At 54.2% G+C, this 21,758-nt stretch carries 21 protein-coding genes; 9 read left to right on the forward strand and 12 right to left on the reverse strand.

Annotated elements, in window-relative coordinates; all coding sequences use genetic code 11:
• Positions 1-63: 63 nt before the first annotated feature.
• From M6D89_RS09825 to tkt, 8 genes are all read right to left on the reverse strand, one after another.
• Positions 64-378, reverse strand: a complete 315-nt coding sequence (locus M6D89_RS09825; RefSeq protein WP_253967891.1) for a YceK/YidQ family lipoprotein — start codon at positions 376-378, stop codon at positions 64-66.
• A 77-nt stretch (positions 379-455) separates the two neighbouring features.
• Positions 456-2,078: a DUF4124 domain-containing protein gene (locus tag M6D89_RS09830; RefSeq protein WP_253967892.1), complete on the reverse strand. Its 1,623-nt coding sequence runs from the start codon at positions 2,076-2,078 to the stop codon at positions 456-458.
• A 99-nt stretch (positions 2,079-2,177) separates the two neighbouring features.
• Positions 2,178-2,582 (reverse strand): GFA family protein, encoded by a 405-nt coding sequence (locus M6D89_RS09835; RefSeq protein ID WP_253967893.1) that lies wholly within the window; start codon positions 2,580-2,582, stop codon positions 2,178-2,180.
• The gene (locus tag M6D89_RS09840; RefSeq protein WP_253967894.1) at positions 2,579-2,881 is read right to left on the reverse strand and encodes a hypothetical protein; all 303 of its coding nucleotides are present in this window, start codon (positions 2,879-2,881) and stop codon (positions 2,579-2,581) included. Before M6D89_RS09840 ends, M6D89_RS09835 begins: the two co-directional genes overlap by 4 nt.
• A gap of 43 nt (positions 2,882-2,924) precedes the next feature.
• On the reverse strand, positions 2,925-3,782 hold the full coding sequence (locus tag M6D89_RS09845) for a DUF6602 domain-containing protein (protein WP_253967895.1): 858 nt from the start codon (positions 3,780-3,782) through the stop codon (positions 2,925-2,927).
• Between the two features lie 128 nt (positions 3,783-3,910).
• Complete coding sequence (locus M6D89_RS09850; RefSeq protein WP_253967896.1) at positions 3,911-4,288, reverse strand: hypothetical protein; 378 nt, start codon at positions 4,286-4,288, stop codon at positions 3,911-3,913.
• Between the two features lie 626 nt (positions 4,289-4,914).
• Positions 4,915-6,090 (reverse strand): phosphoglycerate kinase, encoded by a 1,176-nt coding sequence (locus M6D89_RS09855; RefSeq protein ID WP_253967897.1) that lies wholly within the window; start codon positions 6,088-6,090, stop codon positions 4,915-4,917.
• 106 nt (positions 6,091-6,196) lie between these two features.
• On the reverse strand, positions 6,197-8,197 hold the full coding sequence (tkt, locus tag M6D89_RS09860) for a transketolase (protein ID WP_253967898.1): 2,001 nt from the start codon (positions 8,195-8,197) through the stop codon (positions 6,197-6,199).
• Positions 8,198-8,443: 246 nt separating this feature from the next.
• On the opposite strand from tkt, the gene M6D89_RS09865 reads away from it, so the two are divergent.
• The 7 genes from M6D89_RS09865 to ppk1 all read left to right on the forward strand — a co-directional run bounded on the left by M6D89_RS09865 (position 8,444) and on the right by ppk1 (position 15,906).
• Positions 8,444-9,445, forward strand: coding sequence for an ArsR/SmtB family transcription factor (locus M6D89_RS09865; RefSeq protein WP_253967899.1), 1,002 nt, complete (start codon positions 8,444-8,446; stop codon positions 9,443-9,445).
• 18 nt (positions 9,446-9,463) lie between these two features.
• Entirely contained in the window at positions 9,464-10,618 is a 1,155-nt protein-coding gene (gene metK, locus M6D89_RS09870) for a methionine adenosyltransferase (RefSeq protein WP_253967900.1), read from the forward strand.
• Between the two features lie 65 nt (positions 10,619-10,683).
• Complete coding sequence (locus tag M6D89_RS09875) at positions 10,684-11,040, forward strand: four helix bundle protein (protein ID WP_253967901.1); 357 nt, start codon at positions 10,684-10,686, stop codon at positions 11,038-11,040.
• 51 nt (positions 11,041-11,091) lie between these two features.
• A complete protein-coding gene (gene ahcY, locus M6D89_RS09880) occupies positions 11,092-12,492 on the forward strand; it encodes an adenosylhomocysteinase (RefSeq protein ID WP_253967902.1) in 1,401 nt (466 codons plus the stop codon).
• A 63-nt stretch (positions 12,493-12,555) separates the two neighbouring features.
• The gene (metF, locus tag M6D89_RS09885) at positions 12,556-13,398 is read left to right on the forward strand and encodes a methylenetetrahydrofolate reductase [NAD(P)H] (RefSeq protein ID WP_253967903.1); all 843 of its coding nucleotides are present in this window, start codon (positions 12,556-12,558) and stop codon (positions 13,396-13,398) included.
• Between the two features lie 22 nt (positions 13,399-13,420).
• Complete coding sequence (locus M6D89_RS09890) at positions 13,421-13,738, forward strand: DUF4156 domain-containing protein (protein WP_253967904.1); 318 nt, start codon at positions 13,421-13,423, stop codon at positions 13,736-13,738.
• A gap of 113 nt (positions 13,739-13,851) precedes the next feature.
• Positions 13,852-15,906, forward strand: coding sequence for a polyphosphate kinase 1 (ppk1, locus tag M6D89_RS09895; RefSeq protein WP_253967905.1), 2,055 nt, complete (start codon positions 13,852-13,854; stop codon positions 15,904-15,906).
• A gap of 19 nt (positions 15,907-15,925) precedes the next feature.
• Here ppk1 and ppx read toward each other — a convergent pair whose 3' ends face one another.
• The 4 genes from ppx to M6D89_RS09915 all read right to left on the reverse strand — a co-directional run bounded on the left by ppx (position 15,926) and on the right by M6D89_RS09915 (position 18,779).
• Positions 15,926-17,434, reverse strand: coding sequence for an exopolyphosphatase (ppx, locus tag M6D89_RS09900; RefSeq protein ID WP_253967906.1), 1,509 nt, complete (start codon positions 17,432-17,434; stop codon positions 15,926-15,928).
• 118 nt (positions 17,435-17,552) lie between these two features.
• Entirely contained in the window at positions 17,553-18,071 is a 519-nt protein-coding gene (gene secB / locus M6D89_RS09905) for a protein-export chaperone SecB (RefSeq protein ID WP_253967907.1), read from the reverse strand.
• A 30-nt stretch (positions 18,072-18,101) separates the two neighbouring features.
• The gene (gene grxC / locus M6D89_RS09910; protein ID WP_254722286.1) at positions 18,102-18,359 is read right to left on the reverse strand and encodes a glutaredoxin 3; all 258 of its coding nucleotides are present in this window, start codon (positions 18,357-18,359) and stop codon (positions 18,102-18,104) included.
• Positions 18,360-18,365: 6 nt separating this feature from the next.
• Positions 18,366-18,779, reverse strand: a complete 414-nt coding sequence (locus tag M6D89_RS09915; protein ID WP_336297548.1) for a rhodanese-like domain-containing protein — start codon at positions 18,777-18,779, stop codon at positions 18,366-18,368.
• Positions 18,780-19,004: 225 nt separating this feature from the next.
• Here M6D89_RS09915 and gpmI point away from each other — a divergent pair, with 225 nt between their 5' ends.
• Positions 19,005-20,555, forward strand: a complete 1,551-nt coding sequence (gpmI, locus tag M6D89_RS09920; RefSeq protein ID WP_253967908.1) for a 2,3-bisphosphoglycerate-independent phosphoglycerate mutase — start codon at positions 19,005-19,007, stop codon at positions 20,553-20,555.
• Positions 20,555-21,742, forward strand: a complete 1,188-nt coding sequence (locus M6D89_RS09925) for a murein hydrolase activator EnvC family protein (protein WP_253967909.1) — start codon at positions 20,555-20,557, stop codon at positions 21,740-21,742. The genes gpmI and M6D89_RS09925 overlap by 1 nt, the downstream gene beginning before the upstream one ends.
• Positions 21,743-21,758 lie beyond the last annotated feature (16 nt).

The following is a 21,758-nucleotide window of genomic DNA, read 5'->3' on the forward strand; positions in this document are numbered from 1 at the left end:
CCGTGCCGGAGGCGCCCAAGGGCGGTTTTACCCCCGGTTTCTTTGCGCATCCGGGCTACGTCATCACTCTAAATCAAGACTTCCCTCGGTGTATTGCTGGTAGCCGGTATAGGGCAGCAACAGCGTATCCACCACCGCCGAGGCAATACCATCAACCAGGTAATAACCCGCAAACCAATTCAGGTTGGCGCCTTTCGAAGGCGCGTGCAGCGAGCAAAAATCAAACGCGACCCCGCTGTACATTCGCGGGATGGACGAGCAATAGGTGTCTTTGCGCTCTAAGTTGGCGGCGACGCTGTAATCCGACGAGCCAACCGTAGTCACCGAGCCACAGCCCGACACGCACAGCGACAACGCCAATAAGGCAATTTTACGCATAATAACTCCCTGTCTTTGTGTTATTCGCAGTTCGTTTCGAACTCGACAGCAACCTTAAGTTCCCGCGGCGGTGTCCGTTAGCCGCCTCCCGACTCTGGACGGGTCGTCAACGCCACCAAGCGCTCGATAAATTCGGCGGCCTCAGGGTCGCCCAGCTTCTCTGCCATACGCGCACTGTCCAGCGCGCGATAGTATTGTTCCAGGTGGTAGAAAGTACCGGCACGCTCGGAATAGGCCACGGCATTGTCCGGGTAGCGCGCGATAACGTCGTCCCAAAAAGCGACGATGTCATCCAACCTCGCCTGGCGAAACAATGCAAAATCCAGCCAGCGGGCGTATTCCATATTTTCGGGTTTTAACTGGGTTAAACGTCTAAACACGGCCTCGGCGGCTTCATTTTCGCGTAAAGCCAAGTACGCCAAGCCTTGTTTGAATTGGTTTTCCACATCGTATTTGGGCACCTCTTTCTCGATCATTGCCTGCGCCAAGCCGTTATCAGCATTCTTCAGCTCGGGATGGCCGTAATTGCGAAAAAGCCGCTGGCGAAACTTCTGTATATATTCATCCGTGGGGTCCAGGGCGTAAGCGCGTTCTATATCCGCCAAGGCATCGGCGTAACGACCAAAATAATAAAGCGCCTGAGAGCGCCAATAGTACTGATCGGCATAGTCGGGCCGCAGATAAATGGCCTTGGTGAGATCATCAATCGCCAGCCGATCTTTATCAAGCCGGTAGTAGGCTCTACCCCGGTATGCATAAGCCACAGGGTTGGGGCCAGACTCCAGCGACTGATCAAACGCCTCAATAGCAGCCTGATACTCCTTATCAAGGTAAAGCAGAGCGCCTTTCTCAAAACTTTCGTAGCCTGCCAACTCTTTTAACTTGGGGTTACCCGTGTCTTGTACAGGTACCTCTGCGACAAAATCCTGAATCTCTTGCCACGAGCCTCCCCAACGCGGCGACAGCCCCAGAATATAGCCCCGTCGCACTATATAGTTTTGGGGGTACTGGTAGTTTGCTTTGACCAAAGCACTATAAGCTTTTTCCTGATCACTGCCCGACCTGCCCAGCGCAGTAATCAGATAGTAAGCCACAATCGCCCGGTTATTGAGTGCCAGTGCCTGTTCCACATCTTCGTAAGCGTGGGCAAACTCTCGCTCCATTCCCGCAATCTGATCGCGGCTGGTATCGCTGATAAAACGATTGCCGCGCTCGCTCCAGCCACGCGCATAGCGACACATGGCTCTGGCTATGTAGGCTTGGTAGCTCTCGGGGGAAGCGGCGACCCAGGCATTTAACGCTTGCAGCATTTCGTTGGTAGGGACTTTAAAGGCGTAATACGCCGTTCGCAGCGCAAAGTCCTGACTGTTATCTCGCTCGACAGCCTCTAGGCCCGCCTGCAACACATTGTTAAGTTGCGAGTACTCACCCGTGCGCAGTAAATGGCGCAAATACAAGGTTTCGCTATAGGCCGGGCGGCTATAGGCAATATCGTCGGGGTCTATCGCCGGGCGAGAAACAAGCGTTGGTTCGTTTGCAGACGTAGACGCGGCAGAGGGACTTGATACCGGCGCCTCAGCCTGCTGCCCCGGTGGTGGTTTATCACTGTAGTGGGTTCGACCGTTTTCATCGGTCCACTGATACAACTGCGCGGCGGCAGGCACACCTAGAAAGATTAAAAATATTAAACACAGTCGCATCACCATCCTCCATGAAACTTCGCGCTGTTCAATTAGCGTCCTGTCAGTATAAATCGATTTATATAGCCAAACCAACGGCCGTGATCGTTATCATGAACTTTAGGACTCAGGCAAGGCGTCAAAAGCGGGAGCCGCTGCAATATCAGCCTCCCACCGAGCGCGACTGGCGTTAAAAATATTCGCAGTAGGCGGGATTACCACTTCCGTATCCAGACAACCGGCAGGGACCAACACATCGCCACTATCCTCCACTCCCGGCACCGCCGAACCACAGACATTGCAAAAGCTCTTGCGGTGCGCCGTACTCGGTAGCGTAAAACTCGTTACGGTCTCTTTACCGCTCAGCCAGGTAAGAGCTCCAGCAGGTACAAATAAATTAGCCGCAAAAGCAGAGCCTGTCCCCTTCTGGCAATAGCGGCAGTGGCAGATATAAAAACTGTCAAAATCACCTTTGACATCAAACGTAACCGCGCCGCATAAACAGGAGCCACTATGCACAGTCATTGATTTCGCTTCTCTTTTAACTCAGCCAAATACCGCACCGCATCCGGATCAGAATGAATCGATTTATCCAGCAACTCACAGGCCCGCCCCGCGCCCAACTTAGACGTAAAATAAGAAATCGCCTGCAACCCCACAAACACACCGATAATAGCCAAGGAACCGGGCAAAACACCCAGAACCTCTTTACCCAGCGCGGCAAAAATAAAACAAGAACCCATAACCGCCAAAAGCGCATAACCATTGGCCCGAATTTCCCGCTTTATTTCCAAGTAATCTTTTACATCCTTTTTGCTGAACATATTATTTATTCCTTATTGAAGCTATAAAAACCATCATCGGAATTCACGAATCAAGACTTGAACCCGAAACTACTCGCTCCTCCCACAGAGCGGAATGATCATAATATCTTTCTAATGCCGGCACCCAACTCGAATCTGGCCTCGGGAAAGTCGATAGAGCTTTCATCAACTCAATTCTAAATGCCGCAAAGGAGTTCTCACTTGTATAGCACACACGAAAACTATCATCTGAATCTTCGGCGCCACTATCATCAGGCTTTGTATATACATAACCGGCGTCAGCTATATAAACACCATGCAAATGCGCCGGGCATCCCTTTTTATTGAGACTATCAGAAACTCTTTGAGAGAATAAGCCGATGTCTTTAGCAGCAGCCCCCGAAGACTCAAAGGCAAAAACATATGACCGCAAACCAAGCCAGTGCAATTTTCTTATATCTACACGAACCGGACTTTCATCCATTGGGACCCAAAATGACCGTTCATACATTTGTCGAAGTTTAAAATTCTTATCTATACATTCTTCTATAGAGCTTCCTGAAGGCTTAGACCCTACCGAGCTACAAATCGATGCTTTAACTTCTACGTATCCGTATACCGCCTCAAGAGGAAATACATCACACGTTCCCAGCCTAATCAAAGGTCCGCTTCTTAGCGCGTCGTAAATAATTATATCCAACTGAGAAGACAACCTGACTCCACTTTCAGTTAAATAAGCTATGAAGCCTGTTGATACCCCATACTCTCCCGGCAACAGATCCTTAAGAAGAGCAATCACATACTGCTCTAAACTTCGACCTTTTTCAGCTGCATGGGAAATTGAGTGCCGAACCGACTTTAGCTTTGCAGCCATCAATTCTTCTTCGATCTTTGCTAGTTCTGCTAAATTCGTCGAGCTCATTTCAACCTCATTTCAATGGGTGAATCCGCCAACTCAAAAACATTGCAGATTTAACCTCAGAATGTAAGCGACGTGAAAACTGTTGTAACGAAATAGGTCTGCTCGTCATTTTTAAAATCTACGAAAAATCAAAGTGAGCCAGAACAAGAAAATTTTATAAAATTTCCTGTTTCCGAACTAGGCATTGGTCTTGACCTACCCATCGAGTCAAGCCCCCTCGAAATAGCAACGAGCTCAGTGAAAGAATCTGCATCTGGCGCAAAGACATAGTAGCTTTCCTGAGCTCCAGAGATTTTGCTTCTAACCGTAGAGGAATATTTGGCAACCCCACTACGAGTGGTAACTATTTCATCATTCATGTAGGTTTTTGCCGAAACCTTCAAATCGTCATTTTCGGTTGAGTCAAACACATAGACAGAATCCAGCCCATTTGCACTCCCTTTACACTCTAATGAAGCATAAACTGAAGCAGGAAAAAACATTATAAAAATAATTAACACTTTCATATTCTCATCCCATTAAAATAAGTGAGCTAAACAATCAATTAAAAAGACAAAGTAAACCTCCTATGGCAATATAATTCCGCTAGACACCAGTTTAAGAGTCGATCATAAGCAACTAACAGCAAAGGAGAAAATCGCAATTCTGACTGCTCCGTGGCTGGGAATTTACGACTTAGTCTTATTTACGCCCCAATGTAAGGGTTTTTGCCTTGCCCGGCAAGGTTAGTGGGCCATGCGTGTTATTGGTTCGATATTATGATGCGGTGACAAGTCACGCTTTTTAGCTGGATTCCGTGTCGTGGCACGGAATGACGAGATTCAAACAAGAACACCTAACCCGCAGAATGGCACACCCGGGGCCCCTGCGAATGAGCCGAACGAAGGTCGATTTTTGTGGGTAAGCACGCATGGATGCGTGCGCAAGTATCGCCGCGCCAGGGACGGCGCGTCGATACGGCCCTCAAAAATCGACCGTAGTGAGGGGACCCGTTAGGGCCATTCGCCGGGGTGTCCTCTTTTGAGTACTTTTCTGGACAAGCAGAAAAGTGCTTCGCCCGCCCGGCGACTGAGGGCACATAAAAAAGGCGAGCACAAAGCTCGCCTTTTCAAACCACACAAAAAACCAAAACTTAGTCTTTCGCGCGCTCTTGCAAAATCGCCACCGCAGGCAACTCTTTACCTTCCACAAACTCCAGGAAAGCACCGCCACCGGTAGAGACATAACTGATTTTATCAGCCAGATTCCACTTATCGATAGCCGCCAGAGTATCGCCACCGCCGGCCACCGAAAAGGCTTCGCTGTCGGCAATGGCGCGCGAGATAGTTTCGGTGCCTTGGGCGAAAGCATTGAACTCAAACACACCACAGGGGCCGTTCCACAAAACGGTTTTGGCGTTTTTAATAATCTCGGCCACGCGCGCGGCGGTTTCCGGACCATAGTCGATGATTTCTTCATCGGCCTGAATCTCGCTGGCCGCTTTTACTTCGGTCTTGCTGTCGTGGCTCCACTCATCAAAACCATCTTTGGTGGTGCGCACGTCAGTGGCAAACACCACATCAGTTGCTTCACGCAAACGCTTGGCTTCGGGAATCAGGTCTTCCTCGTACAGCGAGTTACCCACCTCGTTACCGGCCGAGGCAACAAAGGTGTTGGAAATACCGCCGCCCACAACCAGAGTGTCGGCAATTTTAGACAGCGCATCCAGCACGCTTAGTTTGCTGGAAACTTTAGAGCCACCCACAATCGCTACCAGTGGGCGAGCCGGGTTATCCAGTGCTTTACCCAGGGCGTCCAGCTCGCTGGCCAGCAAGGGGCCGGCGCAGGCCACCGGGGCAAACTTCGCCACTCCGTGGGTCGAGGCCTGGGCGCGGTGCGCAGTGCCGAAGGCGTCCATGACAAACACATCGCACAGTTCGGCCATTTTTTTCGCCAGGGTTTCATCGTTGGCTTTTTCGCCTTCGTTGAAACGCACATTTTCCAGCAGGACCACATCGGCATCGCCCATATCGAAGCCGTTTACCCAGTCTTTGATCAGCGGCACATCGCGGCCCAGCTTTTTGCCCAGCTCGGCGGCGACCGGCGCCAGCGAGGCGGACTCGTCAAAGCTGCCTTCCTCGGGGCGGCCCAGGTGAGACATCAGCATCACCTTGGCGCCAGCGTCCAGGGCTTTTTTAATGGTGGGCAGCGAGGCGTCGATGCGCACGCTGCTAGTGATTTTGCCGTCGTCCAGGGGCACGTTTAGGTCCTGACGGATCAATACGCGCTTGCCCGACAGATCTTGATCGCTCATCAGTTTTACGTTCATGTGTGTGGCTCCATGTGCGCTATGCGCTATCTGTATAAAACGTGATTAAAAAATAAGGCAGGAAAACAAAGCGCCGCCGGACGGCGGCGCTTTGGCAGCTGGTGGTTTAGTCCAACAGCTCTTGGGCAGTCGCCGCAATGTTATCGGCGGTAAAGCCGAAGTAGTTCATCAGGTCGGGGCCTTTGGCCGACTCACCGAAGGTGGTCATGCCCACAACGCGACCGTCGATACCGACATACTTGTACCAGTAATCGGCGTGCGCCGCTTCTACCGCTACCCGGTTGGTTACTGACAGAGGCAGAACAGACTCTTTGTATTCGGCGTCTTGCTGGTCGAATACGCTGGTGCTGGGCATGGAAACCACACGCACTTTTTTGCCTGCCGCGGTCAGCTTGTCCGCCGCTTCAACGGTAACCGGTACTTCAGAGCCGGTGGCAATCAGAATCACTTCTGGCTCGCCGTCGCAGTCTTTCAGTACATAACCACCTTTGGCGATGTTGGCAACCTGATCGTCAGCGCGCTCAACACTGTCGATGCCCTGACGGCTGAATACCAGCGCGGCGGGGCCGTCTTTGCGCTCGATGGCCGCTTTCCAGGCCACGGCGGTTTCGGTGTTGTCACAGGGGCGCCAGGTGTCCATGTTGGGCGTCAGGCGCAAGGTGCCCAATACCTCAATGGCCTGGTGAGTGGGGCCGTCTTCACCCTGACCAATAGAGTCGTGGGTGTAAACAAACACGTTGCGCAACTTCATCAGCGCCGACATACGCACGGCGTTGGCGGCGTACTGTTGGAACATCAGGAAGGTGGCGCCGTAGTTAATGAAACCACCGTGGGCACTCAGACCGTTCATGATCGCGCTCATGCCGAATTCGCGCACACCATAGTAAATGTAGTTGCCTTCGGCGTTTTGTGCAGTAACCGGACGCGAGCCTTCCCACATGGTCAGGTTAGAGCCGGCCAGGTCGGCAGAACCACCCACCATTTCGGGCAGCAGCTTGTTGTAAGCGGCGATGGTTTTTTGCGAGGCTTTACGCGAGGCTTCTTTAACCGGGTTTTTGTGACACTCTTGAATAAACTCTTGTGCCTTGGCTTCAAACTCGGCGGGCAGTTCGCCCTTGATCACGCGGCGCTCGTATTCGGCGGCGTCTTCGGGGTAAGCGGCTTTGTAGGCTTCGAACTTTTCGTTCCAGCTTTTCTCGGCGGCGGCGCCGTCTTCTTTGGCATCCCAACCACTGTAAACATCGGCGGGGATTTCAAAGGGGGCAGCGTCCCACTTCAGGAACTCACGCGCCGCGGCGATTTCGTCGTCACCCAGAGGGGCACCGTGACAATCGTGTGAGCCAGACTTGTTGGGCGAGCCAAAACCGATGGTGGTTTTACAGCAGATCAGGGTCGGCTTCTGGTCTTCGGCTTGAGCCGCTTCAATCGCGCGCTTAACCGCGTCTGGGTCGTGACCGTCGACGTTGGCAATGACATGCCAGCCGTAAGCTTCAAAACGCTTGGGGGTATCGTCGGTAAACCAGCCTTCAACGTGGCCGTCAATGGAGATGCCGTTGTCGTCCCAGAAAGCAACCAGTTTGCCCAAGCCCAAAGTGCCGGCCAGCGAGCAAGACTCGTGCGATACACCTTCCATCAGGCAGCCATCGCCCAGGAAGCAGTAGGTGTAGTGATCGACAATTTTGTGGCCGTCGCGGTTGAACTGCGCGGCCAGCATTTTCTCGCCCAGGGCCATGCCCACAGCGGTGCTGATGCCTTGGCCCAGAGGACCGGTGGTAATTTCAACGCCCGGGGTGTAACCCAGCTCGGGGTGACCCGGAGTTTTGGAGTGCAGCTGACGGAAGTTTTTCAGCTCTTCCATGGGCAGGTCGTAGCCGGTCAGATGCAGCAGCGAGTAAATCAGCATTGAGCCGTGGCCGTTGGACAGCACAAAGCGGTCGCGGTCGGTCCACAGAGGGTTCTGCGGGTTGTGCTTTATAAAGTCGTTCCACAGGACTTCGGCGATATCGGCCATGCCCATGGGGGCACCGGGGTGGCCGCTACCGGCCTTTTGTACGGCATCCATGGACAGTACACGGATGGCATTAGCGAGTTCTATACGAGACGGCATAGGGGTCAAGGCTCCTTAAATGTCGTAGCTGTAGTTGGGTTCAGGTTGACCTCTAGCGGGTCTAAAATCAGTGATTACGCAACCTTGTCTTGTGCGCGGGTACAGGGCTCCCCACCCATTACTCCGCTTTTTTAGGGGGCGCTATTGTCCCGCACATGGGGCCATCAGTAAAGGCGAATCATTTTTAACTCCCAATCTATATCAAAATATTTTGATATAGATACTAAATTCGTCTATTATGCCCCCATGAATCAAGCCGCACTTACCACCCCAATTACGCCTCAGGCCGACGCCTCTGAGGCCCTGGCCGGACTGCTAAAAGCCGCCGGTGACCCTTTGCGCCTGCAGATTCTGCAGGTCTTGGCGCAGAACTCTTATGGGGTATCCGAGCTGGCGCGCATCTTTGATGTACGCCAGTCGGGCATGAGCCACCACTTAAAGCTTTTAACTGCGGCGGGGCTGACCACCACCCGGCGCGAAGGCAACTCCATTTACTACCGCCGCGCCATTGTGGTGCCCGGCCAACCCCTGGCCGAGTTGCAGCGCGCACTGTTTAGCAGTGTGGATCAAAACCACCTGAACAATGCGGTGGCCGAGCAGTGCCAAGCTATTGCCGCCGAGCGGGCTGAAGCGTCGCAGCAGTTCTTTGCCGCTAACGCCCACAAGTTTCGCGCCCAGCAAGACTTGATTGCCAGTTACCCAGTATACGGCGAACAGGTGACGCAACTATTAAGCAACACTCCGGTTAAGAACACCTACCTGGCACTTGAGGTAGGCCCGGGCCAGGGCGAGTTTTTACCGATATTGGGCCGGCGTTTTGCCCATGTGATTGCCCTGGATAACGCCGAGCCCATGCTGGAACATTCGCGCGCCGCCGCCCAATCAGCCGGAGTGAGTAATGTCGAGTTTATTCACGGCGACACTACCGAACTGTCCGCCCATAAGGTACTGGCCGATTGCGTGGTGATGAACATGGTGCTGCACCACACGCCCTCGCCTGCGGATATCTTCAAAGATTTAAGTAACGCCCTAACCCCCGGTGGCGCCCTGGTGGTGACCGAGCTGTGCCGCCACGAACAGGACTGGGCGCGGGAGAACTGCGGCGATTTATGGCAGGGCTTTGACCCCGCCGACCTGACCCAGTGGGCCCAGGACGCGGGCCTGGAAGACGGCCAGAGCATGTTTATCGCGCTGCGCAACGGTTTTCAGGTGCAGCTGCGACAGTTTTTTAAACCTTACCACCGATAATTTCAGGAGCCACATTTTATGGCCGAATATTCTGTCTTTACCTCCGAGTCGGTCTCGGAAGGCCACCCCGACAAACTGGCCGATCAGATTTCCGACGCCGTACTGGACGCCATTCTCAAGGACGACGCCGATGCGCGGGTCGCGGTGGAAACTTTGGTGAAAACCGGCATGGCCGTGGTCGCCGGTGAAGTGCGCACCTCAACCTACGTGGATTTAGAAGACCTGATCCGCCAAGTCATTCTGGACATTGGCTACAACAGCTCAGACGTGGGCTTTGACGGTGCCTCGTGCGCGGTGCTGAACGCCATTGGCAAACAGTCGGCCGATATCGCCGTGGGCGTGGACGAAGCCGAAGCCAAAGATCAGGGCGCCGGTGACCAGGGGTTGATGTTTGGCTACGCCTCGGACGAGACCGACGTGCTGATGCCCGCACCTATTTATTTCTCGCATCGCTTAGTCGAAAAACAGGCTGAGCTGCGCAAAAACGGCAAACTCGACTGGCTGCGCCCAGACGCCAAAAGCCAGGTGACCCTGCGCTACGAAAACGGCAAGCCCGTGGCGGTAGACGCCGTAGTGCTTTCCACTCAGCACGACCCCAGCATTAAACTGGCGGATTTGCAGGAAGCGGTGCGCGAGGAAATCATTAAGCCCGTGCTGCCCGCCGAATGGCTGCACGACGATACTCTGTACCACATTAACCCCACCGGCCAGTTTATTATCGGCGGCCCCGTGGGCGACTGCGGCTTGACCGGGCGCAAGATTATCGTCGACACCTACGGCGGTATGGCCCGTCACGGCGGCGGCGCCTTCTCGGGCAAAGACCCCTCCAAGGTCGACCGCTCCGCCGCCTACGCCGGACGCTATGTGGCGAAAAACATCGTCGCCGCCGGGCTTGCCAGCCGCTGTGAAATTCAGGTGTCCTACGCCATCGGCGTCGCCGAACCCACCTCAATTTCGGTCAACACCTTCGGCACCGGCAAACTGCCCGACGCCGAAATCGGCAAACTGGTGCGCGAACACTTCGACCTGCGCCCCAAAGGCCTGATCGCCATGCTCGACCTAAAACGCCCCATCTACCGCGCCACCGCCGCCTACGGACACTTTGGACGGGAGCTGCCGGAGTTTACCTGGGAGAAGACGGATAAGGTTGAGGCGTTGAAGAAGTATTTGTAAGGGTAAGGTCGGATGTCTGAGGTCGGACGTCTGACGCGGAAAGAAATTACTCACAGGGAGGTGACATGGAACGAAAGTATCAACAGCTTAAAGTTTGGCAGGAGTCTATGCTGCTGGCTGAGATGGTTTACAAAGCGCTTCTTAATTTACCAGCCTCCGAGCGCTTTGGGCTAGCCGACCAATTACGGCGAGCCAGTGTCAGCATACCATCCAACATTGCCGAAGGCGCCGGGCGAGGCAGCGATCGAGAGTTTGTTCGATTCTTACAAATCGCCAAAGGTTCGCTGCAAGAGCTGGAAACCCAGTTACTTCTTTGCGCAAGGCTAAAGCTGCTACCAAGCACGACTAGCTTACTGGATGTAACAAATCGCGTTTTTGCCCTGCTAACCGCATTTATTAACAGGCTTAAACAAAATCTTTAATGCTTCAGACGTCCGACATCAGACATCTGACACCGTCAACCGGAGAAAGCAATGAACATCGCAACTAACTTCACCGACTACAAAGTCGCCGCGAAAACCGCGGAAGAGTTCGAACAACTGGCCCAGTGGGGTCGCCGCGAAATTGAAATCGCCGAGGGCGAGATGCCGGCGCTGATGGCGCTGCGTACCAAGTACGCGGGCGAACAGCCTTTAAAAGGCGCGAAGATCATGGGTTGTATTCACATGACCATTCAGACCGCGGTGCTGATTGAAACCCTGATCGCGCTGGGCGCCGAGGTGCGCTGGTCGTCGTGCAATATTTTCTCAACCCAGGATCACGCTGCGGCCGCGATTGCCGCCGCCGGTATTCCGGTGTTTGCCTGGAAGGGCGAAACCGAAGAAGAATTCTGGTGGTGCATTGAGCAAACCATTTTAAAGGACGGAGAAGTCTGGGATGCGAATATCATTCTGGACGATGGCGGCGATTTGACTCAGCTGGCCCACGAAAAGTATCCGCAGATTCTGGACAATATTCACGGCATCAGTGAAGAGACCACCACCGGGGTTCACCGCCTGCAGGATATGATGAAAAAAGGCACCCTGAAAGTTCCCGCGATTAACGTGAACGACGCGGTAACCAAAAGTAAAAACGACAACAAATACGGCTGCCGTCACAGCTTGAACGATGCCATTAAGCGCGGCACCGACCACTTGCTATCGGGCAAAAAAGCACTGGTAATCGGCTATGGTGACGTAGGTAAAGGTTCGGCCCTGTCGCTGCGCCAGGAAGGCATGATCGTTAAGGTCACCGAAATTGACCCTATCTGCGCCATGCAGGCGTGCATGGACGGCTTTGAAGTGGTTTCGCCTTACACCAACGGCGTTAACACCGGCAAAGTCGAAGACATCAATACCGCCGTGCTCGGCACCACCGACCTGCTGGTTACCACCACCGGCAACATTAATGTGTGCGATTCAGCCATGCTGCAAACTCTGAAAAACAGCGCTGTGGTGTGCAACATCGGCCACTTCGATAACGAAATCGATACCGCCTTTATGCGCGAGAACTGGGAATGGGAAGAGGTAAAACCGCAGGTACACAAGGTGTATCGCGACCGCAAAACCAACAACCACTTGCTGCTGTTGTCCGAAGGCCGCCTGGTAAACCTGGGCAACGCCACCGGTCACCCGTCGCGCATTATGGACGGCTCTTTCGCCAACCAGGTGCTGGCGCAAATGTACTTGTACGAGCACAAGTTTGCCGACCTGCCCGCGGCTGACAAGCCAGAAAACATTTACGTAAAAGTTCTGCCCAAGCAACTGGACGAAGAAGTGGCGCGCCACATGGTCGAAGGCTTTGGCGGGGTCATTACCCAGCTGCGCAGTGAGCAGGCCGACTATATTGGTGTCGCGGTGGATGGACCGTTTAAGCCTGAGAGTTATAAGTATTAACGATGTTTACGTCGGACGTCTGACGTCGGCCGTCCGACGATTACTGCGAAGCAGGAATATGATATGAGTGAAGATTCTTTACGCTTAAGCTTTGAGTTTTTCCCGCCCAAGACGGATGAGGGTAAGGCCAAGCTTGCGGTGGTGCGCGATAAGCTGGAAGTGTTTGCGCCGGACTTTTTTTCGGTGACTTATGGCGCCGGCGGCTCTACCCGCGACAATACCAAAAACTTGGTGACTCAGTTTAACGCCCTGGATACGCCAGTTGCGCCGCACTTGTCGTTCGGTGGCGACGATGAGGCTGCGATTAAGGCATTGATTAACGAGTACAAGGACGCCGGAGTGGAGCGCATTGTCGCGCTGCGCGGTGATATGCCCTCTGGCGTGGGCGGCTCCTATCAGCTGGTGTACGCCAACGAACTGGTGGCGTTTATTCGCGAGCACTTTGGCAACGCCTTTGAGCTGGAAGTCGCGGCCTACCCGGAAATTCATCCGCAGGCCAAAAGCTATGAGGATGACGTACGTTATTTGAAAGGTAAGTTTGACGCCGGAGCCGACAACGCCATTACCCAGTACTTTTTTAATCCGGACGCCTACTTTTATTTTATGGACCAGTGCGCCAAAATCGGTATCGACAAGCCGATTTACCCGGGCATTATGCCGATCATTAACTATCGCAACCTGGTTCGTTTCTCGGACAGCTGCGGCGCCGATATTCCGCGCTGGCTGCGCCGTCGCCTGGAAAGCTTTGAACACGATCCCGAGGCGCTGCGCGATTTTGGCGAAGAAGTCGTTACCGAGCTATGCGAAACCCTGCTGGAAGGCGGCGCCCCCGGATTGCATTTCTATACCATGAACCAGGCAGAACCCGTGGCCAGCATTGTTACCAACCTCGGGTTAGAAGAATAAAATTGTGCAGAGGATAGTACCAATGAAGCAATTAAGTGTGGCATTTTTAACTCTGGGCTTACTCGGCGGCTGCACCTGGGTCGACCTTGAGCCCGGCGCCCAGAGCGTCGCCGTAGCGCGAACTCAGGATGTCGCCAACTGTCAGCAGGTGGGCAACATTACCGCCAATGTTATGGACGGTGTGGCTTTTTTAGATCGCGATGCGGAAAAAGTGGCCGAAGAATTGAGCACCATCGCTCGCAACCGGGCGGCAGGGCTTGGGGGCGACACGGTGGTGCCCGCCTCCAGTATCAGCGATGGCAGTCAGCACTTTGGTGTGTATCAGTGTCGTAACCTCTGATTGCCAGGACATCCAACGCGGGGCGTGGCACCTACACGCACCTGTAACATTTCTGTCATACACTCAGGTTAGCTTGCAGAGGTTTTACATTGATACAGCACAGGGGTAGTAAAGTGTCAGAGCAGTTTTTCAATCGCGAACTCAGCCTGCTTGAGTTCAACCGACGCGTTTTGTACCAATCTTACGACACTAACCTACCGCTGATGGAAAGGCTGCGCTTTCTGTGCATTTTTTCCACTAACCAAGATGAGTTTTTTGAGGTCCGTGTGGGCGGGCTGGTGGAAATGCTGGAAGTGGGCACCAGCACCCTGCCCCCGGACGGCTTAACCCACGCCGACAACCTGGCCGCCATCAGCCAGATATCTCATCAGCTCGCAAACGAGCAGTACGAGATTTTTAACCAAGATATTCTACCCAAGCTAAAACAGCAGGGTATTCATATTGTCAGGCGCGACGATTGGAGCGCCGACCAAATCGCCTATCTGAACGACTACTTTGAAACCGAAGTGCTGCCGCTGTTAAGCCCCATCGGCCTGGACCCAGCGCATCCGTTTCCGCGCATTATGAATAAGTCGCTCAATTTTATTGTCGCTCTGGACGGCAAAGACGCCTTTGGTCGCAGCTCAGGCCGTGCGATTGTGCAAGTGCCCCGCTCACTGCCCAATATTATTGAGTTGCCCGAATCCATATCGAGTAATGGTCGCAATTTTGTCTTTATGTCATCCATTATTCATTATTTTATGGATGAGATTTTTGTGGGCATGAAAGTGTTGGACTGTTTCCAGTTTCGCCTGACCCGCAACTCGGATATTTTCTTAGACGAAGAAGAGACCGACGATTTGCTGCGCGCTATGCAGGGCGAGCTGATTTATCGTCAGTACGGCGACGAGGTGCGTCTGGAGCTAACCGGCACCTGCCCCAAGGATATTGAAGACTTTTTGCTGGAGCGCTGCGAAATTCAGCGCCGCGCCCTCTACAAAGTCGATGGGCCAGTAAACCTGAATCGCTTATCTGACCTATTCGATTTAATCGACGACCCGGATCTGTACTTTAAGCCCTTTGTTCAGTCGATGCCCAAGCTGCCCAAACGCGCCGACAATTATTTTGAAGCACTTAAGAAAAACGATATTTTGCTGCACCACCCTTTTGACTCTTTTCAGTCGGTGGTGGACTTTTTGCGCGAGGCCGCGCAAGACCCGGACGTACTGGCGATTAAACAGACCCTGTACCGCACCGGCTCTAACTCGCCGGTGGTAGACGCCCTGGTGGCCGCGGCCAAAGCGGGTAAAGAGGTTACCGCCATTGTCGAGTTGCGCGCGCGCTTTGATGAAGAGCAAAACGTCGCCCTGGCGGAGCGTTTACAGCGCTACGGCATTCACGTGATTTACGGCGTAGTGGGCTATAAAACTCACGCCAAAATGCTGTTGGTGGCGCGCCGCGAAAATAAGAAACTCAGCTACTATGTGCATTTGGGTACGGGCAACTATCACCCCAAAACCACCAAGCTGTACACCGATTATGGCCTGATGACTTCAGACCCGGCCATTTGCGCCGATGTTTACCGAATTTTTATTCAGCTTTCCAGCATGGGTAAAGCCTCTAAAATGAGCGAGCTGCTCTACGCCCCCTTTACCCTGCACAAAAGCATGCTGAAATACATTCAGCAGGAAACCGAAAACGCCCGCAAAGGCATACCCGCCCGCATTATTGCCAAAATGAATTCGCTCTATGAAGAGCAACTAGTGCTGGCCTTGTACGAAGCCTCTAACGCCGGGGTGCAAATTGATTTAATTGTGCGCGGCGTGTGTCAGCTGCGCCCGGGCATTGCCAATCAATCGGAAAATATTCAGGTGCGCTCTATTGTCGGGCGCTTTTTGGAGCATACCCGTGTTTTCTATTTTGAAAACGACGGCAACCCACAGGTATTGTGCTCCAGTGCCGACTGGATGATTCGCAACATGTTCCACCGGGTAGAGACCTGCTTTCCGGTTAAGGCGAAAAAAATCCGCGAGCAGATTGTTAGCGACTTAAAACTCTACTTGGCGGATAACACCCACGCCTGGATTCTACAGAGCGACGGCAGCTATGTTCACAGCCAACCAGAGGAAGGACAAAATGCGATTGACGCCCAGGACGAGCTGTTAAAACAATGGGCCGCGCGGGTTTAACACCGCGCCTACTGCAGCGCTAATCGACCGGCACCACCTGCAATTCAAACCCCGCGTTACTGTGGTAGCGCGCCTCGGACTCCAGGTCAGCGTAGGTAAGCGGGTTGGCCTCTAGCCAGACGCGCGGAATACGCAACATAATCTTTTTCTTTTTCGCACTCAGCGCCAGGCCTTCAGGCATAGAATGACGCCGGGTGCGATGAAAGATATGCGCCAGCCGCAAAATGATCGCCAGCGGCATCAAGTCGGTACCAGCCTCGGCAAAGTGTTTAGGACGTAGGCTTTTGCGATGACAGCGCACCAGCGCGGCCAACTGAGTTTGCTCGGCGCGTGAGCAACCGGCAATATCCACATTCTGCACAATGTAAGCGCTGTGCTTATGATAATCGCTGTGGGAAATATCCAGACCCACGGGATACAAAAACGCCCCCCAGCGCAGCAATTGCGCCGAGTCGTGCAAATCCAGCGACCAGCTTTCGGCCACCTGCTGCAAGAGCGCTTGTGAGGTTGCCGCTACCCGCTCGGCCTTGGCGATATTGACGTGGAAGCGTTCGGCCAGGGCGCGCACACTGGACTCGCGAATATCATGGTCTTCCAGGCGGCCTTTTAAATCAAACAATAGGCCTTCGCGCAGAGCCCACTCTGCCGCCACCATGGACTCTATATTAAGGTTTTCAAACAGCGCCGCCAGCACGATAGCGCCGCCTAAAAACACTGGCTGCCGATCTTCCGACACACCGTCCAAGGTTAAATCGGTGGCGCCGTGTTTGGCGTAGAGGGCGATGATTTTCTCCAGCGACTTGAGAGTGATTTCTCCACTGCTCCACCCCGCCTGCTGACAGACTCCCGCCACCGCTTTAATGGTACCCGAGGCGCCTATGGCTTCATCCCAGGTGTGTTCACTGTATTCGTCCGCCACCGGGGCAATTTCTTGCCCGGCCGCGATGCGGGCTTTTTTGATGGCTTTATCGGTCACTTTACCGTCGGCAAAAAAACGTTTGGTCATGGCCACGCAGCCCATGCTCAAGCTCTCTTTCACCTTGGGGGCCATGCCCTCGCCCAGAATCACCTCGGTACTGCCGCCGCCGATATCGGCCACCAGGCGCGAGCGGTTATCCGGCGCGATGCAGTGAGCCACCCCCAAATAAATTAGGCGCGCCTCTTCCTCGCCCGAGATGATTTCCACCGGGTGGCCCAGCTTGGCTTTGGCCTCGCGCAAAAAATCGCGCGAGTCTTTAATTGAGCGCAGGGTTTTGGTGCCCACCGCCCGTACACTGCCCGAGGGAAAATCCCGTAGTCTCTCGCCAAAACGCTCCAGACATGCCAGTGCTCGCTCGCGCACCTCGGGGGTTAAGCTGCCGTCGGCCTCTAGTCCCCAGCCCATTCTCACAGGCTCGCGCAGCTTATCCAAAAGGGTGAGCTGCTGGTTTTCCCAGCGCGCGATGATCATATGAAAACTGTTGGAACCCAGGTCAATAGCGGCAATATGACCGCTGTCGCCCGGAAGCACTCGCGAGAGGTTAAACATGCACGGTTTCCTAACTGCTTGTTGTTTCTGTTTAACTATACACACAAGCCATTACAGCACCAATAAAAAAGGCCCGCCAGCTGGCGAGCCCTTTTACACTCATACGACTGAGTTTGGCTTAGGCGTCGGTTTCCGCCTGCGCTTGGTCAGCGGCTTTTTGCTGCGCTGAATTAACGGCCTGGGCAAAAACCGCATCGAAGTTAATCGGTGGCAGCATCAAGGGGGCAAATGAACCGCGTGTCAGCACACTATCGATGGTTTCGCGCGCATAGGGGAACAGAATGTTAGGGCAGTTGGCGTTAATAATTTGCGCCATAGTGGCTTTATCCATTCCGCTGATGGAAAAAATACCGGCCTGCTTCACTTCGATCAAAAAGGCGACTTTCTCTTCCATTTTGGCGGTGATGGTCAGCAGCAGAACCACTTCGTGGTGATTTTCATCCACGCGGTTAACCTGCACATTCAATTCCTGTTCGATTTTGGGCGGTTGTTTTTGATTAAACGCCTCTAGGCCCATGGGCGTTTCAAACGACAGGTCTTTCAGGTAAATACGGCGCACGGCAAATGAAGGCGCGGCTTTGTCTTGGTCCTGACCATTGGCTTGAGCTTGCGGCTCTTGAGTGTTTTCTTCTGACATAGCAGTGTCTCTTGGTTCTGTTTGATTAATTTATTGGTTCAGCAAGCTATCCAGCTCACCGCGTTTGTCCAGCGCCCAGAGATCGGTAAAGCCGCCCACATGGCGCTCCCCAATCCAGATTTGCGGTACCGTCTGCTGCCCGCTTTCGGCCATCATTTTTTGCCGCAACCCAGGCTCGCGGTCGACGCGAATTTCTTCGGCCTCGACACCCTTTGACGCCAACAAGCGCTTTGCGTTGACGCAAAAAGGGCAAATAGCTGTGGTGTACATACGAACTTTCGCCACCATAGTCGCCTACTTTTTAACCAGGGGTAAATTCTGATTTTGCCACTCACTGATACCGCCGGAGAGGCGCCGCACGGTAAAACCTTTAGCGCCTAACTGGCGTCCGGCACTGCCCGCGTGTTGACCCATTTTATCCACCACAATCAGCGTTTTATCGCGATATTTCTCCAGGCTGTCCAGCTGCTCGGCCAGTTTCCCGTGGGGCACATTGATCGCGTCAACGATATGCCCGTTTTTGAATTCGCCATTCTCACGCACATCCAGCCAGATACCGGCATCGGTGTTGATGAGTACAGTAGCCTCAGATGTGGAGATGGGCTGGCCATTTTTCAAGCGCTCGCGCCAGGCATAAACGTAAATAAGCACCACCAGAATGCCCACCAACATCCATTCCTGACTTAAAAATACTAGTAAATCGTCCACCCGACTGCCCTTAATATCGATATTGCAATGGCGCCCAGAGACCTCCGGGCCACAGAGGGCGGGAGTATACACCACAGGCGCCCTTCCCGACAGACACCCGAATTTATCGCCCGAATTGATAAAAACTGGGCCCCACGCCCCGCCTGAGCGTAGAGTTGCCCCGCGTAAACCGGTAGAATAAATGGCCTATCTGTTCACTTTTCCAGACAAACAAGCGATTTATCTATGACAGCCAAGAAAAAACCCATGGTTTTGCTGGTGCTCGATGGCTTCGGCTATTCAGAGCAAACCGAACACAACGCAATTTACAGCGCCAACACTCCGGTGTGGGATGAGCTGTGGAACAATCGCCCCAAGAACTTAATCGGCACCTCTGGTATGGCCGTGGGCCTGCCCGAGGGGCAAATGGGCAACAGTGAAGTGGGTCACATGACCCTGGGCGCGGGCCGGGTGGTTTACCAGAGCTTCACCCGTATTAATAAAGCCATTGAAGACGGCGAATTCGCCAGCAATCCCGCCTACGCGTCGGCCATCGATAAAGCCATTGAAAACGGCAAGGCAGTACACGTTTTGGGGCTGCTGTCCCCCGGCGGTGTTCACGCCCACGAAGATCACATCTTCGCAATTATTAAAGCGGCGGCCGAGCGCGGCGCTAAAGAGATTTACCTGCACGCGTTCCTCGACGGCCGCGACACCGCACCGCGCAGCGCCGAGGCCTCGCTGCAAAAAGCCCAGGACCTGTTTGCTGAGCTGGGAGTGGGCCGCGTCGCCAGTCTGTGCGGACGCTACTTCGCCATGGATCGCGACAACCGCTGGGATCGGGTAGAGCAGTGCTACAACGTGATGGTCACCGGCGACTGCGAATACGACGCCGAAACCGCTGTTGAAGGCCTGAAAGCCGCCTACGAGCGCGATGAAAACGACGAGTTTATCAAAGCCACGGTGATTGCCGCCGAAGGCGAAGAAGTCGCCACCATTAACGACGGCGACTCGGTTCTGTTTATGAACTTCCGTCCCGATCGCGCCCGGGAAATTACCCGCGCGTTGATCGAGCCCGACTTTGACGGCTTTGCGCGCAAATTGGTGCCCCAGCTGGGCGAATTTGTGATGACCACCGAATACGCCGCCGACATCAAGGCCAGCTGCGCCTTCCCGCCCCAGGCGTTGACCAACTCGTTTGGCGAGTATTTGCAAAACCAGGGCAAAACCCAGCTGCGCATCGCCGAGACGGAAAAGTACGCCCACGTCACCTTCTTCTTTAACGGTGGCCAAGAGGCCGTATTTGAAGGCGAAGACCGTATTTTGGTGCCCTCACCCGATGTCGCCACCTACGACTTAAAACCCGAAATGAGCGCCCCGGAAGTGACCGATAAACTGGTGGAAGCCATCGAGTCGGGTAAATACGACGCGGTGATCTGCAACTACGCCAACGGCGATATGGTGGGTCACTCGGGCGTGTTTGAGGCGGCAGTCGCGGCTGTAGAAGCGGTCGATGCCTGTGTAGGCCGCGTGGTTGAAGCCACCCAGAAAGCGGGCGGCGAAGTGCTTATTACCGCCGACCACGGCAACTGCGAAGAGATGTTCGACCCAGAGTCGGGCCAGGTGTCTACCCAGCACTCCACCCTGCCAGTACCACTGGTTTACGTGAGTGACCGCAAAGGCACCATTGCCGACGGCGGTTCGCTGGCTGACGTAGCACCGACCATGCTGCACCTGATGGGAATGCCCCAGCCCGAAGAAATGGGCGGGCGCAACCTGATTACTCTGGACAGCTAATGCCGGTTCGCAGACCTTCTGCGCCAGCCACTCACACCCCCCAGCGCCGCCGGCGTTGGGGGGTGTTTGCGTTGCTAATGTTCAGTCTTTGCGGCGCCGGCACCTGGGCCGCGGACGATGCCGCCGAATACCAGAAAAAGCTGGAGCAACTCAAAGAAAACATTGAAGCGCTCAAAAGCGAGCTGAACGACGTTAAAAGCAAAAAAGGCGAACTGGAACAAGAGCTGGAAGAATCGGAAAGCGAAATCGGCGAGCTGGAAACCAAGGTCGATGAGCTGAACCAGGATATCAAACAGCAAGACAGCGAGCTGCAAAGCCTGCGCGGCGAACAGCGCGAGCTGCAGCAACAGCGCCAGCAGCAGCAATCACAAATTGCCGCCCAGCTGCAAAGCGCCTATAAGGCCGGGCCGCAAAGTCCCCTTAAAATGCTGTTAAACCAGCAATCCCCCGAGCGCATTACCCGGCTCAAGCAATACCACGATTACTTTCTGCGCGCGCGCCAGCAAAAGCTGACCCGCTATCGCAATACTTTAAAACAACTAGACGCCCTGGAGCCGCAAATTATCGCCGCCCGGGATTCGCTCAGCCAGCAAAAACAAAGCTTGCGCGAGCGCCAGAGCCGCCTTGAAGCCGAGCAGCAAGATCGTTCTGAAACCCTGCAAAAGCTCGCCCAGGTAATTGCCAGTAAAGACGCCGAACTGGCCGCCGAACGACAAAACACCCGGCGCCTGAACGCCCTGTTAGAAGAGATGACCACTACCCTGGGCAGCGCGAATCCCTCTAACGCCCGCTTTAGCCGCCTGCAGGGCAAGCTGCCCTGGCCCACTAAAGGCAAGCTGCGCCACCATTATGGCAGCGACCGGGTGGGCAAGCAGCTGAACTGGGAAGGCATGATGATCGAGGCCCAAAGCGGTACCCCCGTGGTGGCAGTACACAGCGGTCATGTGGTGTTTGCCGACTATTTACGCGGCCACGGGCTGCTTATTATTGTGGACCATGGCGAGGGCTTTATGAGCCTGTACGCCCACAACCAAAACCTGCTCAAAAACCTCGGTGACCGGGTCGATGCCGGAGAAACCATCGCCCGGGTAGGCAGCAGTGGGGGCCAGAGTTACTCGGGCCTATACTTTGAAATCCGCCATCGCGGCCAGCCCACTAACCCGGGTAAATGGTTGACGCGGGCCTAGAGCCTGTTAACACTGT

Source organism: Gilvimarinus xylanilyticus, from assembly GCF_024195295.1.
GTDB lineage: Bacteria > Pseudomonadota > Gammaproteobacteria > Pseudomonadales > Cellvibrionaceae > Gilvimarinus > Gilvimarinus xylanilyticus.

Excerpts from the sequence above, each read along its gene's own strand:
- gpmI (WP_253967908.1), top strand. The coding sequence starts at position 19,005 with ATGACAGCCAAGAAAAAACCCATGGTTTTGCTGGTGCTCGATGGCTTC.
- tkt (WP_253967898.1), bottom strand. The coding sequence starts at position 8,197 with ATGCCGTCTCGTATAGAACTCGCTAATGCCATCCGTGTACTGTCCATG.
- grxC (WP_254722286.1), bottom strand. The coding sequence starts at position 18,359 with ATGGTGGCGAAAGTTCGTATGTACACCACAGCTATTTGCCCTTTTTGC.
- ppx (WP_253967906.1), bottom strand. The coding sequence starts at position 17,434 with ATGTTTAACCTCTCGCGAGTGCTTCCGGGCGACAGCGGTCATATTGCC.
- M6D89_RS09875 (WP_253967901.1), top strand. The coding sequence starts at position 10,684 with ATGGAACGAAAGTATCAACAGCTTAAAGTTTGGCAGGAGTCTATGCTG.
- M6D89_RS09850 (WP_253967896.1), bottom strand. The coding sequence starts at position 4,288 with ATGAAAGTGTTAATTATTTTTATAATGTTTTTTCCTGCTTCAGTTTAT.
- M6D89_RS09840 (WP_253967894.1), bottom strand. The coding sequence starts at position 2,881 with ATGTTCAGCAAAAAGGATGTAAAAGATTACTTGGAAATAAAGCGGGAA.
- M6D89_RS09890 (WP_253967904.1), top strand. The coding sequence starts at position 13,421 with ATGAAGCAATTAAGTGTGGCATTTTTAACTCTGGGCTTACTCGGCGGC.
- ahcY (WP_253967902.1), top strand. The coding sequence starts at position 11,092 with ATGAACATCGCAACTAACTTCACCGACTACAAAGTCGCCGCGAAAACC.
- secB (WP_253967907.1), bottom strand. The coding sequence starts at position 18,071 with ATGTCAGAAGAAAACACTCAAGAGCCGCAAGCTCAAGCCAATGGTCAG.
- M6D89_RS09830 (WP_253967892.1), bottom strand. The coding sequence starts at position 2,078 with ATGCGACTGTGTTTAATATTTTTAATCTTTCTAGGTGTGCCTGCCGCC.
- M6D89_RS09865 (WP_253967899.1), top strand. The coding sequence starts at position 8,444 with ATGAATCAAGCCGCACTTACCACCCCAATTACGCCTCAGGCCGACGCC.
- M6D89_RS09855 (WP_253967897.1), bottom strand. The coding sequence starts at position 6,090 with ATGAACGTAAAACTGATGAGCGATCAAGATCTGTCGGGCAAGCGCGTA.
- M6D89_RS09825 (WP_253967891.1), bottom strand. The coding sequence starts at position 378 with ATGCGTAAAATTGCCTTATTGGCGTTGTCGCTGTGCGTGTCGGGCTGT.
- metF (WP_253967903.1), top strand. The coding sequence starts at position 12,556 with ATGAGTGAAGATTCTTTACGCTTAAGCTTTGAGTTTTTCCCGCCCAAG.
- metK (WP_253967900.1), top strand. The coding sequence starts at position 9,464 with ATGGCCGAATATTCTGTCTTTACCTCCGAGTCGGTCTCGGAAGGCCAC.
- M6D89_RS09925 (WP_253967909.1), top strand. The coding sequence starts at position 20,555 with ATGCCGGTTCGCAGACCTTCTGCGCCAGCCACTCACACCCCCCAGCGC.
- M6D89_RS09835 (WP_253967893.1), bottom strand. The coding sequence starts at position 2,582 with ATGACTGTGCATAGTGGCTCCTGTTTATGCGGCGCGGTTACGTTTGAT.
- M6D89_RS09845 (WP_253967895.1), bottom strand. The coding sequence starts at position 3,782 with ATGAGCTCGACGAATTTAGCAGAACTAGCAAAGATCGAAGAAGAATTG.